This is a genomic window from Mycobacterium sp. IDUB_17, assembly GCF_055419465.1.
The window spans coordinates 121,207-138,829 of record NZ_JBVAXS010000007.1; the positions used below are offsets into that span (position 1 = coordinate 121,207).

Genomic DNA, 17,623 nt, shown 5'->3' on the forward strand with positions numbered 1-17,623 from the left:
GACGTGGGTAGGCGTCGGCCCCGCTTCGACCGATTGGGTGGTTTGACGGTTGCGCGACCGCCGTTCTGACCTCCAAGGCAATCTCGAACGGAATCAGGGGCCCACATGAACAACAGCGACGCCGCAGATTACATCGTCGTCGGCGCAGGCTCGGCCGGATCAATCGTGGCCTCGCGCTTGGCCTCGGCGGGCGCAGAGGTCAGCCTCATCGAGGCCGGCGGGACCGACCGTCGCCCCGATGTCCGGATACCGGCGGGGATCTCCTCGCTCTACATGACGGCGAACTGGAAACACCAGTGCGCACCCGATTCCAGCAAGAATGGCGACGTCGAACGGTTTCCCGGCGGCCGGATCATCGGCGGCAGCGGGTCGATCAACGCCATGGTCTATGTGCGTGGCCGTAGCGACGACTACGACCGTTGGGCCGACGCCGGGTGCCAGGGCTGGTCGTACGACGAGGTGCTGCCGCATTTCAAGGCGATCGAGACCTGGACCGGCGGCGAGGATGCGTATCGCGGTGCTACCGGCCCGATCCCGGTGTCGTGGTGCGGACACCATCACGACGTCGACGAGGCCTATATCGCGGCCGCCGTCGAGGCCGGCCATCGACTGAACCCCGACCAGAATGGCGTTTCGCAGCTGGGCGTCGCTCGGACTCAGGTCAATCAACGCCGCGGACTGAGGGTTTCGTCGGCGCGCGGTTTCTTACGACCGCTACCGCCGGACAGACGGCCCCGGCTTCTCACCAGGACGTACGTGCAACGGATTCTGGTCGAGAACGGCCGAGCTGTAGGTGTCGAATGTGCGGGCCGTGGAAGCCGTGCAGGCCGCCGACTCCTGGCCCGCCAAGGGGTCCTCGTGTGCGCAGGTGCCATCGGTTCACCGGCCATGTTGTTGCGTTCCGGAATCGGACCGTCGGGCGCTGTGTTGGATCTGCCCGGCGTCGGCGCGAACTTCCAGGATCACCTGGTCGCCACCCAGACCTGGGAATCTCGAGTACCCACCGCCAATACGCTGGGCCCCATCCGTGCACTCAAGGGGATCGGTTCCCTGTTGCTCAGAGGCGAAGGCATACTCACCCTGTCTCCGTTCGAGGCACAGATCTTCACCGATGAGTTCCAAATCGCCGTGAGCCCAATGCATTACGACCTCGACTCCAACTCCGGCCGGATGGGGCTCGAACGTACCGACGGATTCACCGTGTACACCGTGCTCATGCATCCGCGCGGACGTGGTCGCGTCGTGCTGGACCACGGATCACCACGCATCGAATTCGAGCGCCTGGGCGACGGCGATGACGTCCAGCGGCTTCTCAGGGGCACCGCCACTGCCCGCGACATCATCGAGAATTCCTCGGCGATGCGGGGCATCGCCGGCGAATACCGGAACACGGGCGAGCAGAACCACGCCTGGCTGGCACAACGCGAGGCCAGCATCGGCCATGCGGTCGGAACCTGCCGGATGGGCACCGATGACGGATCGGTGGTGGACCCACATCTGCGCGTTCACGGGATCGAGGGACTCCGCGTGATCGATGCGTCGGTCATGCCGACATTGACCTCGGGCAACACCAACGCACCCACGATGATGATCGCCCACCGCGCAGCAGACCTTGTCCTACACGACGCGCGGTGAGTACGACCGCACGAACCAGCTATTGACACTATTCCGCTCGATGTCGTACGAATAAGACATGGCAGCGACTTTGTCTCACAGCTCCGCCCGGTTCGTACCCGCCGACGCCGACACCTGGCCCAACCCTTGGCCGATGTACGCCGCGCTGCGCGACCACGACCCGGTGCACCACGTGGTGCCCGACGAGCATCCCGAGCAGGACTACTACGTGCTGTCCCGGCACGCCGACATCTGGGCCGCGGCCCGTGACCACGGGACCTTCTCCTCGGCACAGGGCCTGACGGTCACCTACGGCGAACTGGAGATGATCGGCCTGGCCGACAATCCGCCGTTCGTCATGCAGGACCCGCCGGTACACACCGAGTTCCGCAAGCTGGTCTCCCGCGGGTTCACCCCACGCCAGGTAGAAGCCGTCGAGCCGAAGGTTCGGGAGTTCGTCGTCGAGCGCCTCGAGGGGTTGCGCTCGAACGGCGGGGGCGACATCGCCGCCGAGCTGTTCAAACCGCTGCCCTCGATGGTCGTCGCGCACTATCTCGGGGTGCCAGAGGAAGACCGAGACCAGTTCGACGCCTGGACCGATGCGATCGTCGCGGCCAACAGCTCGGCCGGCGGCATCACCGCGGCCATAGGCACCGCCGGCGCCGCCGTGGCCTCGATGATGGCCTACTTCTCCGAGCTCATCGAACGGCGCCGCAGCGAACCCGGCGACGACACGATCTCGCACCTGGTGGCCGCAGGCGTCGGCGCCGACGGCGACATCGCCGGCGTGCTGTCGATCCTGGCCTTCACCTTCACCATGGTCACCGGCGGGAACGACACCACAACCGGAATGCTCGGCGGCGCAGTACAACTCCTGCAGCAGCGGCCCGATCAACGCCAACTCCTCATCGACGATCCCGAACTGATCCCGGAAGCGATCGACGAATTCCTGCGGCTGACCTCTCCGGTACAGGGACTGGCTCGCACCACCACCCGCGACGTCACCATCGGTGACACCACGATCCCGGCCGGACGGAAGACCCTGCTGCTGTACGGCTCGGGAAACCGCGACGAACGCGAATTCGGCGACAACGCAGCCGAACTCGACGTGCGGCGGGCTCCGCGCAACATCCTGACCTTCAGCCACGGTGCGCATTTCTGCCTCGGCGCGGCGGCCGCGCGGATGCAGTCCCGGGTGGCGCTGACCGAATTGCTCTCGCGCTACCCGGATTTCGAGGTCGACCTGGACTCGGTGGCATGGGCAGGCGGCAGCTATGTGCGACGGCCGTTGTCGGTGCCGTTCCGGGCCGGGGCCTGATGCCCCGCGACTGGTTGTCGGCACGGCGGTCCGAAGTGGCCGCCGACCACATCCTCGACGCCGCCGACGCCCTGTTCACCCGACAGGACGCGGCGACCGTCGGCATGCATGAGATCGCGGCGGCCGCAGGCTGTTCCCGTGCCACGCTGTACCGGTATTTCGAGAATCGGGACGCGCTCTATACCGCCTACGTGCACCGCGAGGCGCGCCGACTGTACGAAGAGGTCAGCGAGCAGGTGGCCGCGGTCACCGATCCGGCGCAACGGCTGATCGAAGGCGTGATCACCGCGCTGAACGCAGTGCGCGACAGTCCGGCGCTGGCCTCGTGGTTCGCCACCGCACAGCGACCGATCGGCGGAGAGATGGCCGAACACTCCGAGGTGATCCGGGCATTGGTCGAGGGCTTCGTCCGTTCGCTCGCCGGCGGAGCCGACGGCAGCGACGACGAGGTGGGCCGGCGGGCCCGGTGGCTGGTGCGGGTCATGGTGTCGCTGCTGGTCTTTCCCGGCTGCAACGAAGCCGACGAGCGCGCCATGCTGGCCGAGTTCGTCGCCCCGCTCGTCATACCGGGACAACTACCGGTCGAGTAGCCGATTGCCGGGCGGGACAGGCTGACCTGGCCCATACTTTCGAGTATGGGCAGCCATCCGACGCCACTGCCACCGCTACCGGTGGTCACCAGCATCGCCGAAGTTGTCTCGGCGATCGACACGATTACCGACTGGGCCGTGGAAACCTCAAGTCGGCTGGGCTATTTCGCAGCCCTGTACAAGCGGATCACCATCGCAGTCGGCACCGCGGTGGAGGACGGGGCATTCGAGGACGGTCCGCGGATGGACCGGCTCGACGCGGCGTTCGCGTCCCGGTACTTCGATGCGCTCAACGGGTACTTCCACCCCGACCGCTACCCGAAACCCACCCGGTCGTGGCGGGCCACCTTCGAGTGGGCCGACAAGCCCGAGCCGATCCTGGTGCAGCACATGCTCGCCGGGGTCACCGCCCACATCGTCCTGGATCTCGGCATTGCGGTCCAGGGTCTCGTCGGCGCGGGCCGACTACCCTCGCTGCACAAGGATTTCGACACCATCAACGCGGTGCTGGCAAGCCAGATCGGCGGGGTGGTCAACGACATCAACGAACTATCCCCGGCATTGGCGGACATCTATGCCGTACTCCAACAGCATCAGATCTTCGTCCTCAACGAGGCGATCCGCTCCCTGCGCGACAGCGCCTGGCGGTTCGCCACGGTACTGGCCCTTGAACCCGGATTCGCCCGGCCCGCGACGATCTGGGCGCGAGACCTACAGGTGAGCCAACAGGCGCAGGCAGTGTTCGACCCGCCCAGCCTGGTCGGCGCATTCGATCTGGCGATCAAAGAGATCGCCGCGCGCGAGAGCCGCGACGTGGCCCACAACGTCCAGGTGCTCGACGAGATCGCGGCGACGCCCGCCCCGATCCAAACCGCGCTGTGATCCGGGTGGCTCAGGCCACCCAGTACGCCTGCGCCTTGATGGATCTGCGCGGGATCCCGTACTCCTCGCGGAAGACCCGCGCCACGGCCCGGGTGGTGCGGTTGTTGCAGGCGACCCAGCCGAAGTGGTCGGAGGCGTCGAAAGCCGATGCGCTGAGGGTCTCCAGCAGATCCTCGTCGAATCGGTCCACCCAGATGATCTCCGCGCCCCCGGTGACCGGGAGCTCACGGTCGTCGTCGTGACCCGCCTCCAGGAAGACCCACGCGGGGGCATCCCCGATCGCGTCCAGCAGCGAGTTGATGGCCGGAAGCGAGGCGGTGTCGCCGACGATCAGGTAGCCGGCCGGTGCCGGTTCGGGCAGCGTGAAGTTGCTGCCGAGGACCGTCACGTCCAGAACGTCGCCGGGCTGGGCCTCGCGTGCCCAGCGGGTGGCGATGCCGTCGTGCATGGCGAAATCGATGTCCACCGTTCCGGCCTGAGGATCAGCGTTGACCAGCGTGTAGCCGCGTTGATGGGCCTTGCCCTCGTCAGGGAACCAGCCCCGCACCCACATCGTCGGGTGCACCCGGTGTTCGGCGAGCAACCGCTCGGCACTGAAATGCAGCCTGAGGTAATTCGGCGTGAGCTCGGTACGGCCCGACACCGTCAGCTCGTAGTCACCGCCCCGCCAGAGCTTGACCAGGGCTCCTTCGAGCCCGCGCGACGCCTTCTGCTCGCCCATGCCACCTCCCGTGAACATCTTCGTTAGGTAAGCATAACCTAACTAAATATTCAGGAGCGGACGCGCGTGAACCGGTGCAGCAGCCAGGCCGCCGGAATGGTGAAGACCATCGTGAGCACGAACAGGTTGAACATCGACCCCGTGTAGACCGGATCGCGCATCACCTCGACCATCACCAATTCCATGATCATCAGGTGGATCAGGAAGATCTCGTAGGAGATCTCACCGAGGAAGACCATCGGGCGGGAAGCCAGAAACCGGTTGTACCAACCATGGTCGCCGAGTGCGGGCGGTGCCACCAGCAATGCCGCGATGAACGCGTAGAAGAACGTCTTGACCAGCGCCTCGCTCAACTTGGCGGGCGACGTGGTGGGCTCCCCCGCGATCGGCGTCGACGCGATGAAGTAACTCACCAGGGCCAACGGCACACACACCATCCCGTAGCCGCGCACCTTGAGCTGCCCCAGCACCGTCAGCGCCATGCCCGCCACGAACCAGGCCATGTAGGTGGGCAGCCAAAGCCGGGCCCCGTCAGGGAGATTCGTGGAATCGTGCACGATCCACAGCCACCCCGGCGACACCGCGGCCAGCAGCGCCAGGCCGAAGAACAACAACCCCGGCCGCCAGCGCCGCCGGCACAGCACCACCAGTAGCAGATAGGCCATCAGCGGCAGCGCCACGTAGAACGCCGCCTCGACCGCCAGGCTCCACATCTGGGTCAACCCCTGATGCAGATAGGCGAACAGGTAGTTGTCGGTGTAGATCTGCGACAGCGTCAGATTGCGAAACAGCCCCATCCAGGTGTGACCAGGATTCGGGCCCGCCGTGCGAAAGTGGTAGAGCAGGTAGGCGATCAGCACCGTCACGACATAGGCCGGCATGATCCGTCGCACCCGGTGCCAGGCATAGCGGCGCACCGACGGTGCCTCGCCATTCGTGGCCGCGGCCTTCACCCAGGGCCGGAACAACAGGAAACCACTGAGCACAAAGAAGATCGGCACACCGATCTCGGCGCGCGAATACACCAGCCCGAGATAGCCCTGCCCGTATTTTCCGGTGGTGTAGGCCGCATGCGTCAGCACCACCAGGATGGCGGCCACGGCACGGATCCCCGTCAGAGCGGCGACACGCGTCGAGGCAGAAGCCACGGTGTCTATCGACTCAAGGCCACCCTGATCCGACGGCCCCGTCACGCTCCTGGAGACCGTCACTTGGTCTTCCGGTGCGGCTTCCCCGAGCGATCGCGGTAATCCGAACGGTCTTTGTTGTCGGATCGGCCCTTGTACTCGGAACGGCCCTTGTATTCGCGGCGCGGCCCACGATCGCCGCGGTCGGCGCGCTCAACATGCTCCCGCTCCAGATTGATGAGCATCCCCGAGATACGGGTGTTCTCCAGGGCTTTGAGTGTCTTGCTGGGCAGCTTCTCCGGCAGCTCCACCAGCGAGTAGTCGCCGCGAATGGTGATGTGGCCGAATTCGTTGCGGTGCAGGCCACCCTCATTGGCAATGGCGCCGACGATGTGGCCGGGCCCGACCTTGTGCCGCTTGCCCACCGAGATCCGGTAGGTCGCCAACCCTTCGCGCGGCGGGCGCTCCTTGCGCGCGGGCCGCTCGCCCCGATCGTCACGGTCGCGCTCGCGGCGCTTCTCCGGCGGCGGCTCGGTCATCAGGAACTCTTCGCCGTTGCGCGACTGCAACGCCAACGCCGCGGCGATATCGACCATCGGCACGTCGTTCTCGCGCTCGTAGTCCTCGATGATCCGACGGAACAACTCCAGGCCCGGACCATTGATCGAGTCGGTGATGGAGTCACGGAACTTGGACACGCGCTGCGCGTTGACATCGTCGACGCTGGGCAGCTCGGCCTCGATAACCTTCGACCGGGTGTGCTTCTCGATCGACTTGAGCAGGTGGCGTTCGCGCGGGGTGACGAACAGCAGCGCATGTCCGGACCGGCCGGCCCGGCCGGTCCTGCCGATGCGGTGCACGTACGACTCGGTGTCGTGCGGGATGTCGTAGTTGACGACATGCGAGATGCGTTCGACGTCCAGACCGCGCGCGGCGACGTCGGTGGCGATCAGGATGTCGATCGTGCCGTCCTTCAGCGCGCTGATCGTGCGCTCACGCTGAGCCTGGTTGATGTCACCGTTGATGGCTGCAGCCGCGAAACCGCGGGCCTTGAGCCGCTCGGCGACCTCCTCGGTGGCCTGCTTGGTGCGGACGAACACGATCATCGCGTCGCCCTCTTCGACCTCGAGCACCCGCGTCAGCGCGTCCAGCTTGCGCGCGCCGGCCACCTGGATGAACCGCTGCGTGATGTTCTCGGCGGTGGCGGTCTTGGCCTTGACCGTGACCTCGACCGGATCGTGCAGGTACTTGGTGGTGATCTTGCGGATGGCCGGCGGCATGGTGGCCGAGAACAGCGCCACCTGCTTGTACTCCGGGGTGTCGGCGAGGATCCGCTCGACCTCTTCGGCGAAGCCCATGGTGAGCATCTCGTCGGCCTCGTCGAGCACCAGGTAGTCCAGGTTCGACAGATCCAGCGTGCCGCGCTCTAGGTGATCAATCACCCGGCCCGGGGTGCCCACCACCACCTGCGCTCCGCGCCTCAGCCCGGACAGCTGAACGGTGTAGGACGCCCCGCCGTAGATGGGCAGCACGTTGATCGCGGGCAGATGCGAGCCGTACCGGCCGAACGCCTCGGCGACCTGCAATGCCAGCTCACGAGTCGGTGCCAGCACCAGCGCCTGGGTGTTGCGGCTGGTGGTGTCGATCTTGGACAGGATCGGGATGGCGAAGGCCGCGGTCTTGCCGGTACCGGTCTGGGCCAGCCCGACCACGTCGGAGCCGGCGAGCATGGCCGGAATGGTCGCGGCTTGGATCGCCGACGGCGATTCATAGCCGACTTCAGTGACTGCCTTCAACACCGCAGGGTGGATCTGCAGGTCGGCAAACGTTGGGGCGGTATCCCCCGAATCCGGGTCTGGCGAGGTCATCGGTTCAGAAGTCTAGTGCCAATCGACGGGAATCCTGGCCGCGCGCCTGCACAAACCCGCCACAGGAGCGCGGTAGGTTGCCCAACTGTGAAACGGGTCGCAATGTTCACCATGGCCCCCGGCGCCATCTTGGCGGCTGTGCTCACTCTCGCGGGGTGCGGATCGGGCGATTCAACCGTCTCCAAAACCCCCGATGCGGGACCCGGCCCGGCCCCGACCTCGGTGTCCGCACCTGCCCCGAAGGCCGCTCCGACGTCAGCACCACCACAGGCCGACCCCTGCGCGGTGAACCTGGCCGCCCCGGAGATCGCCAAGGCCGTCTCCGAGCTGCCCCGTGATCCGCGCAGCAATCAGGCCTGGAGCCCCGAGCCGGTGGCGGGCAACTTCAACGAGTGCGCACAGCTGTCGGCGGTGATCGTGCGGGCCAACACCAACACCGAGCACCCCAACACCCGGGCGGTGCTGTTCCACCTCGGCAAGTTCATCCCGACCGGCGTGCCCGACACCTACGGCTTCAATGGCATCGACAAATCGGTCAGCACCGGTGACACCGTGGCGCTGCAGTACTCCGGCGGATTCCACGGGCTGGCCAGCACCGTGAAGTTCCGCTGGAACGGCAGCGGTGTGGAGTTGACGGGCAACGTCTAGCTTCATCCCGATGTCGGTGCCCTCACCTACAGTGGCAGCGTGTTCGTCACCGACGAGGGCGCGTCGGGTCCGACGGTCATCTACAGCGCCTCGGATCTGGCCGCGGCCGCCCGCTGTGAGTACGCCCTGCTGCGTTCCTTCGACGCGCAGCTCGGTCGTGGCCCTGCGGTGTCGTCCGACGACGAACTGCTCGCTCGCACCGCACAACTCGGCGGCGAACACGAGCAGCGCCATCTCGAGGACCTGCGCGCGCACTCTGAGGTGACGGTGATCGGCCGGCCCACCTACACGGCGGCGGGGCTGACGACGGCGGCCGAAGCCACCCTCGAAGCAGCGCAACGCCGCGACCCGGCGATCTATCAGGCCGCGATGTTCGACGGACGGTTCGCCGGGTTCGCCGACTTCCTGATCTGGGACGGTCAGCGCTACCGCCTGCGGGACACCAAACTGTCCCGCTCGGTCAAGGTGGAGGCGCTGCTCCAGCTGGCCGCCTACGCCGATGTGCTGTCGGGCGCCGGCGTGCCGGTCGCCGATGAGGTCGACCTCGTCCTCGGCGACGGGGCGATATCCAGCTACCGCGTCGACGAACTGCTGGCGGTGTACCGCCCGCGGCGCACCGCGCTTCAGGCACTGCTCGACGGTCACCTGGCCGGCGGCACCGCAGTGCAGTGGTCCGACGACACGGTGCGGGCGTGTTTCGGCTGCAGTGAATGCGAGCAGCAGATCCGCGCCACCGAGGACCTGTTCCTGGTGGCCGGAATTCGGGCCAGCCAGCGCGCCCGGCTCATCGAGGCCGGTGTCACCACCACCCGTCAACTGGCCGACCACACCGATGCGGTGCCCGGGTTGGCCCAGCGCGCCCTGACCGCGCTGAGCGGGCAGGCCCGGCTACAGGTGGCACCGCGGCCAGATGGCAAGCCGCCCTACGAAGTCGCCGATCCGCAACCGCTGATGCTGCTGCCGGATCCGGACAAGGGCGACCTGTTCTTCGACTACGAAGGCGACCCGTTGTGGACGGCCAACGGACAGGACTGGGGCCTGGAATACCTGTGGGGTGTCCTGGGCGCCGAAGGGAACTTCCAGCCGTTGTGGGCGCACGACCGGGCCAGCGAACGCCAGGTACTCATCGATTTCCTGGACCTGGTCCGCAAGCGGCGCAAGCGTTTTCCCAAGATGCACATCTACCACTACGCGCCCTATGAGCGCAGCACCCTGCTGCGTCTGACCGGCCGCTACGGGGTCGGCGAGAACGATGTCGACGACCTGCTGCGCAACGGTATCCTCGTCGATCTGCTTCCGTTGGTACGCAAGAGCATTCGCGTCGGCACCGAGAACTACAGCATCAAATCGCTGGAACCGCTGTACATGGGTAACGAATTGCGCGGCGGTGAGGTCACCAAGGCCACCGATTCGATCACCGAATACGCACGCTACTGCGCACTGCGCGACGCCGGTCACCACGACGAGGCTGCCACCGTACTCAAGGAGATCGAGGACTACAACCGCTACGACTGCCGGTCCACCCACCGGCTGCGGGACTGGCTGATCAATCGAGCGTTCGAAGCCGAGGTGCCACCGCGCGGCCCACAACCGGTGCGCGACGGAGCACCGATCGAGAAAGCCGACGCCGTCGACCGCAAGCTGATGCGCTTCGCCGGTGACGGAGTGGAACCTCGAACGGCCGAGCAACAGGCGGTGGCACTCATCGCCGCGGCCCGCGGTTTCCACAAACGTGAGGACAAACCGTTCTGGTGGGGTCATTTCGATCGGATCAACAGTCCTGTCGACGAATGGGCCGACAGCACAGGTGTTTTCGTCGCCGAACAAGCCCGGGTCGTGACCGACTGGCACACTCCGCCCCGGGCCCGCAAACCACAACGACAGGTCCTGCTGACCGGCACCATCGACACCGGGGAGCTGGGCACCGAGATGTACGCGCTCTACGCCCCGCCGGCACCGGCAGGCCTGTCCGACGACCCGGACCGTCGCGGCTTCGGCAGCGCCGCCGTCGTCGAGTGCAACAACCCGGATGCGCCCACCGAGGTGGTGATCACCGAACGCCAACCCAAACACGGCGACGCCTTCGCCCAGGTGCCGTTCGCGCTGACCCCCGGGCCGCCGATCAACACCAAGCCCCTGCAGGCATCCATCGACAGCACGGCAACCACCGTCTCCGCCGGTCTGCCGAAGCTGCCCGCCGACGCGGTGACCGATGTCCTGCTGCGCCGCCCACCCCGCACCGTCAGCGGCCGGGCACTGCCCCGCGGCGGGGAGACCGCCGCCGATATCACCGCGGCCCTGCTGGATCTGAACTCCTCATACCTCGCGGTGCACGGGCCGCCCGGCACCGGCAAGACCCACACGTCGGCGAAGATCATCGCCCGCCTGGCCAACGAATATCACTGGCGGATCGGCATCGTCGCGCAGTCACACGCGGTGATCGAGCATCTGCTGGATCAGGTGATCGACGCCGGGGTGGACGCGGCGCTGGTTGCCAAGAAACGCAAGGGCGCCGACCCCCGGTGGACTGAGATCGGCGAGAACGCCTTCGCGTCGTTCATCGCTGATCATCCCGGATGCGTGATCGGCGGCACCGCATGGGATTTCGCGAACGAGGCCCGGGTCCCGCGCCTTTGCCTCGACCTGCTGGTGATCGAAGAGGCCGGCCAGTTCAACCTGGCCAATACCGTCGCGGTGGCCCCGGCCGCACGCAACCTTCTGCTCCTGGGGGATCCGCAGCAATTGCCCCAGGTCTGCCAGGGCACCCATCCGGCACCGGTCGACGATTCCGCATTGGGGTGGCTGGTCGAGGGCGCGCACACGCTGCCGGCCGATCGCGGCTATTTCCTGGACTGCTCGTTCCGGATGCATCCGGCAGTGTGCGGCCCGGTGTCGCGCCTGTCCTATGACGGTCGGCTGAAGTCACACGAAAAGGTCAGTGGCGCACGCAAACTCGACGGTATCGAACCCGGAGTTCGGGTACTCGAGGTCGGGCACCTGGGCAATTCGACCGACAGTCCCGAAGAGGCCGCAGCGATCGTCGCGGCCATCACCGGCCTGCTCGGCGCCACCTGGACCGACGAGCACGGCAGCACGCCGCTGGGGCAGGACCACTTCCTGGTGGTGACGCCCTACAACGCCCAGGTGACCACCGTGCGTCGAGCTCTCGACGCGGCGGGCCTGACCGAGGTACAGGCCGGCACGGTGGACAAGTTTCAGGGCCGACAGGCACCTGTGGTCTTCGTATCGATGACGGCGTCCTCGGCCGCCGATGTGCCCCGCGGGATCGGGTTCCTGCTGAACCGCAACCGGCTCAACGTGGCGATCAGCCGGGCCAAATATGTCGCGTACATCGTGCGCTCACCCCAGCTCACCGACTATCTGCCGGCTCAGCCGGACAGCCTGATCGCGCTCGGTGCATTCCTGGCCCTGACCGATCCTGTGATACACCCGACCGGTGACTGAAACGCTTACCGAAACGCTTGCCGGGATCGTCGGTGCCGGGTACGTCACCACCGACCCCGACGTGTTGGACGGTCGCTGCGTCGACCACACCGGGCGTTACCGCGGACAGGCCACCGCGCTGGTCCGCCCCGGCAGCGCCGACGAAGTGGCCGCGGTGCTGCGGGCCTGCCGCGACGCCGGAGCGTGTGTCACGGTGCAGGGCGGCCGAACCTCGCTGGTGGCCGGGACGGTGCCCGAGAACGACGACATCCTGCTGTCCACCGAGCGACTCACCGAGATCGGCACCGTCGACACCGTCGAGCGCCGGGTCAGTGTCGGCGCCGGGACTCCCCTGGCCGCCGTGCAGCGGGCTGCCACCGCGGCCGGTCTGGTGTTCGGGGTGGACCTCGCCGCGCGGGAATCGGCCACGGTCGGCGGCATGGCCTCCACCAACGCCGGCGGTCTGCGCACGGTGCGCTACGGCAACATGGGCGAGCAGGTACTGGGCCTGGACGTCGCACTGCCCGACGGGTCGGTGGTGCACCGGCACAGCCGGGTACGACGCGACAACACCGGCTACGACCTGGCCTCCCTCTTCGTCGGCGCGGAGGGCACCCTCGGCGTGATCACCGGGCTGGACCTCCGGCTGCATCCCACCCCCACCCACCGGGTCACCGCCATCTGCGGGTTCGCCAACCTGGACGCACTGGTCGGCGCCGGCCGCATCTTCCGCGACCTCGAGGGCATCGCCGCCCTGGAGTTGATCGACGCCCGAGCCAGCGCACTGACCGCCGAGCACCTCGGCGTGGGCGCCCCGGTCGACGGTGCCTGGCAGCTGCTGATCGAACTGGCCGGTGACAGCGACCAGACCGAACGCCTGGCCGATGCGCTCGAGGGCGCCGACCTCTGCGGCGAACCTGCCGTCGGCGTCGACACGAACTCCCAGCAGCGGTTGTGGCAGGTGCGCGAATCGGTGGCCGAGGTACTCGGATTGTTCGGCCCGCCACTGAAATTCGATGTCTCCCTGCCGCTGTCGGCCATCCAGGGTTTCGCCGACGCGGCCGCCGAATTGATCGCCAGCCACGCGCCAGACGCCATCCCGGTGCTGTTCGGTCACATCGGCGAGGGCAACCTGCACCTGAACGTGCTGCGCTGCTCCACCCAGTCCGAACCCGGGCTGTACGCCGCGATGATGACGCTGATCGCCGACTGCGGCGGCAACGTCAGCTCAGAACACGGCGTCGGCTCACGCAAACGCGACTACGTGGCGATGTCACGCACCGAGGCCGACATCGCGGCAATGCGCACGGTCAAGGCCGCGTTCGACCCCGGTGGTCACCTCAATCGCGCCGTACTGTTCGGTCACGCTCGGACATGAACTCGGCGTAGAGGTTCTCCCACCGGTCAGGGTCAGCGGATACCGGTTGAGCCACGGGGACCGCCCGGAATGCATCCGTCACCGCCTCGGCGTCCACTGCGTCGTCGTCGCCGTCATGGCTCACGGTGAACTCGACGTAGTCGTCGTCATCGTCGTCACGAGGATCGATGTAGGGCTCCGGGTCGGGCTCCGCCGCCAAGGTGGGCTGGGCATCGAAACCGAGCAGGAACAGGGCCGCCACCACACCGAACAGCGCGACGAACGCGGGCAGCAGCATCGACTGCGACATCGCCGCGGCGAACGGCGCGTGCAGGAACTCGGGCAGCTCGGCCGCCGAACCCTCCCCGCGCGGCGCCGCACTTGCCGCCCCCGGCAGTTCGGCGCCGATGCGCGACGTCATGTACGCCGCGATACCGGCGCTGCCCAGCACCGACCCGACCTGGCGCGTGGCGTTGTACACACCCGACCCGGCCCCGGCCAGGTCCGGCGGCAGGTTGCGCGTCGCCGTCGCGGCCAGCGGCGACCAGATGAATGCCATCCCGACGCCCATCACCACCTGCGGCAGCAGCAGCCGCCAGATCGGCGTCGTCGGCGTCATCTCCAGCGCCAGCCAGGTCAACCCGATCGCCATGGCCGAGAAGCCGAAGCCGATCACCGGCGTCGGATGCGCCCGGTCGACGATGCGGCCCACCACCGGTGCCAGCACACCGCTGGCGATCGCGGTCGGCGCGGTCAACAGGGCCGAGCGGATCGGCGACAGCCCGCACACGGTCTGGGCGTAGAACATCAACGGCAGGATCATCGCGGTCACCGCGAACCCGATCGTCGCGACGCCCACGTTGGCCAGGCTGAAGTCGCGGTCTTTGAAGATCCGCAGCGGGATCAGCGGCTCGGCGGTGTTGACCGCCTGCCAGCACACGAACGCCACCATCACCGCGATGCCGACGGCCCCGGTGGCCCACACCCACGGCGCCCAGTCCCGCGACTGCCCCTCCTGCAGCGCGAACACGATCAGGAACATGCCGACGCCGGACAACACCACGCCCAGCACGTCGAACCGGTGCGGCTGGGTCGGCAGCACCGGAACCAACCACACCGCCAGCGCCAGACCCAGGATTCCGATCGGCACGTTGACGAAGAAGATCCACTGCCAGCCCAGTCCCCCGACCAGCACGCCACCGGCCAGCGGCCCGACCAGGGTGGCCACCCCGGCGGTCGCACCCCACACGCTCATCGCCACCCCGCGCCGCTCGGGCGGGAAGATGCGGGTGATCGTCGACAACGTCTGCGGCGTCAACAACGCCGCGCCGATGCCCTGCACCACGCGTGCGGCGATCAACATCTCGACGCTGCCGGCCAGACCACACCACAGCGAGGCCAAGGTGAACACGGCCAGTCCGGCCAGATAGAGGTTCTTGGGCCCGTACACATCGCCGAGCCGACCGGCGACGAGCAACGGCACCGCATAAGCGAGCAGGTACGCACTGGTCACCCAGATGACCCCGTCGTAGTCCGCACCGAGCTGATCCATGATCGTGGGGTTGGCGACCGCGACGATCGTCGCGTCCACCAGGATCATGAAGAAGCCGACCATCATGGCCCACAGCGCGTTCCACGGATTCTCCGGACGCGCGGACACCCTGCCCTGCGGGCTCGGGGTGCGGGCGTTCAGCACTGGAGACATGTCGAATGTGGTGGGTTGGGCCTCGGGTCCGACCTAATTTGGGTTGTTGGCGCGCCCAGCCGACGCTACCCGGGACGGGTCAGGCCGGCTCGACAACCGCCTCCGGAGCGACGTCGAGCGTGTCGCCTGGGTATTCGCCGGCATCGTCGTCACCGTTACGCCGGCCCACCATCAGCAGCGCCGCCAAGGCGATCGCCATGCCGGCCGTCATCACCCACGACAACGCCGGCGCACCGTTGCCCAGGGCCCCGATCGCGGGTGCCACCGCGGCACCGAGCCCGAACTGCGCCGCGCCCAGCAGCGCGGCCGCCGTTCCGGCAGCGTCGGGATGGCGCGACAGCGCCACCGCCGGGGCATTGGGAAGCACCAGGCCCATCCCGGCCAGGATCGCCAGCACCGGCACCAAGAACGCGGACAGCCCGCCCACGTGCGCGACGGTCAGTGCGACGAACACCACGCCGGCCAGCGTCGACCAGGTCAGCGCCGCCACCGTGATGGCCTGCGGCGAGAACCGGCGCAGCAACACCACGTTGAACTGTGTGGAGCCGATCAGCGCGATGGCGCCCGCGGCGAACACCAGCGCGAACGCCTGCTGGTCCAGACCGTAATGGCCCTGCAGGACGAACGGCGCGGCCGAGATGTAGGCGAACAGCCCGGACATGCCCAGCGCGGCGACCAGCACCAGGATCACGAACCGCGAGTCACGCAGAAGCTCGACGTAGGTGCCGATGATGCCGCCCACCGCCAGCGGGCGCCGGTGCGAAACCGGCAGCGTCTCGGGCAGGGCGAGCGCAGCCATCACCAACAGTCCGCCGGCCGCCACCACCAACGCGACGAAGACCCAGTGCCAGGACCCGTGCAACAGCACCGCCGCGCCCAACGACGGGGCCAGCACCGGAGCCACCCCGAGCACCAGCATCAACCGCGACATCACCGTCGCCGCCGCCGTGCCGCTGTAGAGGTCACCGACCACGGCGATGGCCACCACCGAGGCGGCCGCCGCACCCATGCCCTGCAGTCCGCGGGCCAGCCCGAGGATCGCGATGTTGGGCGCCAGTACACACAGCACCGAGGCCACCATGTGCAGCACGATGCCCGCCATCAAGGGACGCCTGCGGCCCAGCGAATCGGACAGCGGGCCGACGATCAGCTGGCCGAGTGCCAGGCCGGCCAGGGTGCCGGTGAGCGTCAACTGCGACACCGAGGAGGAGACCGAGAGCTCGTCGGCGATCCGGGGCAGCGCCGGCAGATACATGTCGATGGTCAGCGGCCCCAGCGCCACCAGGGCGCCCAGCACCAGGATCATCCGGATCCGGCCCGGCATCCGAGTGTGCGCTGTTGCCGATGCTGCCTGCCCCACGTCGGGCGATGATGCCATGAAGTTGAACAGCCCCGCATTTGAGTTTTTTGTTCCCCGTCACGTCCGGCGGACGTACGCAGTGACAGCCGTCACCCTCGGGCACCCGCAGCCGGTCGTCGTTCGTTCTCCCGGCGTCAGGTCACGCGTTAGCCTGGCAGTCAACGATGGGTTCACACCTGGGAGGCCCCGAAGTGCGTGCGCGGTCCAAGCCACAACTGCCTGCGACGGTCGAGGCGTCCGAAGATCCCAGCGCCGCCGCCAGGGTGCTCTCGACCATCATCGAGGGCAGCTCACGGGTCCAGGCGCCCGCGGTCAAGGCGTACGTGGATCGGCTGCGCAGCAACCAGCCCGATGCCACCCCGGCCCAGATCGTCACCCGGCTCGAGAAGCACTACCTGGCCGCAGTGATGGCCAGCGGTGCCGCCGTCGGCTCCGCGGCGGCGTTCCCGGGCATCGGGACCCTGGTGGCCCTGTCGGCCGTCGCCGGCGAGACAGTCGTGTTCCTCGAAGCCACGTCGGTGTTCGTGCTGGCGGTCGCCGAGGTCCACGGCATCCCCGCCGACCACCGCGAACGGCGCCGCGCCCTGGTGCTCTCGGTGCTCGTCGGCGATGACAGCAAGCACGCCATCGCCGACCTCCTGGGCACCGGACGCACCAGCGGCGCATGGCTGTCCGACGGTGCCGCGACCCTACCGTTGCCCGCCGTCTCGCAGCTCAACTCCCGGCTGGTCAAGTACTTCGTCAAGCGGTATACGCTCAAGCGCGGCGCGATGGCTTTCGGCAAGATGCTGCCGGTGGGTATCGGTGCTGTCATCGGCGGTGTCGGCAACCGGCTGATGGGTAAGAAGATCGTCGCCAACGCCCGCCAGGCGTTCGGCGCGCCCCCGCCGCGGTGGCCTGCAACGCTGCATGTACTGCCGTCCGCAAAGTCCTGAGGCCCATGCCGACCTCGGGTCGCGCCGAAAGGCGATAGCCTTTATGCGGCGGTC

The 17,623-nt window shown here is 67.7% G+C and carries 13 protein-coding genes; 8 read left to right on the top strand and 5 right to left on the bottom strand.

From position 1 onward, the window contains the following. Positions 1–105 precede the first annotated feature (105 nt). From ACZYZ7_RS26385 to ACZYZ7_RS26400, 4 genes are read left to right on the top strand one after another with little or no spacing between them, the layout of a single operon-like run. Positions 106–1,635 carry a GMC family oxidoreductase gene (locus ACZYZ7_RS26385; protein WP_450069845.1) on the top strand — a complete coding sequence of 510 codons (1,530 nt, stop codon included), beginning with the start codon at positions 106–108 and terminating at the stop codon, positions 1,633–1,635. 58 nt (positions 1,636–1,693) lie between these two features. Continuing rightward, entirely contained in the window at positions 1,694–2,932 is a 1,239-nt protein-coding gene (locus ACZYZ7_RS26390) for a cytochrome P450 (protein WP_450069846.1), read from the top strand. After that, entirely contained in the window at positions 2,932–3,522 is a 591-nt protein-coding gene (locus ACZYZ7_RS26395; protein WP_135457200.1) for a TetR/AcrR family transcriptional regulator, read from the top strand. The genes ACZYZ7_RS26390 and ACZYZ7_RS26395 overlap by 1 nt, the downstream gene beginning before the upstream one ends. A 45-nt stretch (positions 3,523–3,567) precedes the next feature. Continuing rightward, on the top strand, positions 3,568–4,404 hold the full coding sequence (locus ACZYZ7_RS26400) for a DUF5995 family protein (protein WP_450069847.1): 837 nt from the start codon (positions 3,568–3,570) through the stop codon (positions 4,402–4,404). Positions 4,405–4,414: 10 nt separating this feature from the next. Here the strand turns inward: ACZYZ7_RS26400 and ACZYZ7_RS26405 are convergent, their stop codons facing one another. Genes ACZYZ7_RS26405 through ACZYZ7_RS26415 form a run of 3 tightly spaced genes read right to left on the bottom strand, consistent with a single transcriptional unit; the run spans position 4,415 to position 8,120 of the window. Next, positions 4,415–5,125, bottom strand: coding sequence for a siderophore-interacting protein (locus ACZYZ7_RS26405; RefSeq protein WP_450069848.1), 711 nt, complete (start codon positions 5,123–5,125; stop codon positions 4,415–4,417). Between the two features lie 50 nt (positions 5,126–5,175). Beyond that, a complete protein-coding gene (locus tag ACZYZ7_RS26410; RefSeq protein WP_450069849.1) occupies positions 5,176–6,336 on the bottom strand; it encodes an acyltransferase family protein in 1,161 nt (386 codons plus the stop codon). Next, positions 6,333–8,120, bottom strand: coding sequence for a DEAD/DEAH box helicase (locus tag ACZYZ7_RS26415; protein WP_135457208.1), 1,788 nt, complete (start codon positions 8,118–8,120; stop codon positions 6,333–6,335). The genes ACZYZ7_RS26410 and ACZYZ7_RS26415 overlap by 4 nt, the downstream gene beginning before the upstream one ends. A gap of 111 nt (positions 8,121–8,231) precedes the next feature. Here ACZYZ7_RS26415 and ACZYZ7_RS26420 point away from each other — a divergent pair, with 111 nt between their 5' ends. Genes ACZYZ7_RS26420 through ACZYZ7_RS26430 form a run of 3 tightly spaced genes read left to right on the top strand, consistent with a single transcriptional unit; the run spans position 8,232 to position 13,590 of the window. Continuing rightward, on the top strand, positions 8,232–8,768 hold the full coding sequence (locus ACZYZ7_RS26420) for an LppP/LprE family lipoprotein (RefSeq protein ID WP_450070156.1): 537 nt from the start codon (positions 8,232–8,234) through the stop codon (positions 8,766–8,768). Between the two features lie 39 nt (positions 8,769–8,807). Continuing rightward, entirely contained in the window at positions 8,808–12,233 is a 3,426-nt protein-coding gene (locus ACZYZ7_RS26425) for a TM0106 family RecB-like putative nuclease (RefSeq protein WP_450069850.1), read from the top strand. Next, positions 12,226–13,590 (top strand): FAD-binding oxidoreductase, encoded by a 1,365-nt coding sequence (locus ACZYZ7_RS26430; protein ID WP_450069851.1) that lies wholly within the window; start codon positions 12,226–12,228, stop codon positions 13,588–13,590. Before ACZYZ7_RS26425 ends, ACZYZ7_RS26430 begins: the two co-directional genes overlap by 8 nt. Here the strand turns inward: ACZYZ7_RS26430 and ACZYZ7_RS26435 are convergent. Together ACZYZ7_RS26435 and ACZYZ7_RS26440 are read right to left on the bottom strand one after the other, a co-directional pair. Beyond that, on the bottom strand, positions 13,553–15,274 hold the full coding sequence (locus ACZYZ7_RS26435; RefSeq protein ID WP_450069852.1) for a DHA2 family efflux MFS transporter permease subunit: 1,722 nt from the start codon (positions 15,272–15,274) through the stop codon (positions 13,553–13,555). The two genes, ACZYZ7_RS26430 and ACZYZ7_RS26435, sit on opposite strands and share 38 nt — an antisense overlap. A 79-nt stretch (positions 15,275–15,353) precedes the next feature. Then, positions 15,354–16,652, bottom strand: a complete 1,299-nt coding sequence (locus tag ACZYZ7_RS26440) for a multidrug effflux MFS transporter (protein ID WP_135457221.1) — start codon at positions 16,650–16,652, stop codon at positions 15,354–15,356. A 146-nt stretch (positions 16,653–16,798) separates the two neighbouring features. Between ACZYZ7_RS26440 and ACZYZ7_RS26445 the strand changes: the two genes are divergently transcribed. Further along, positions 16,799–17,569, top strand: coding sequence for a hypothetical protein (locus tag ACZYZ7_RS26445; RefSeq protein ID WP_135457222.1), 771 nt, complete (start codon positions 16,799–16,801; stop codon positions 17,567–17,569). Positions 17,570–17,623: the final 54 nt, after the last annotated feature.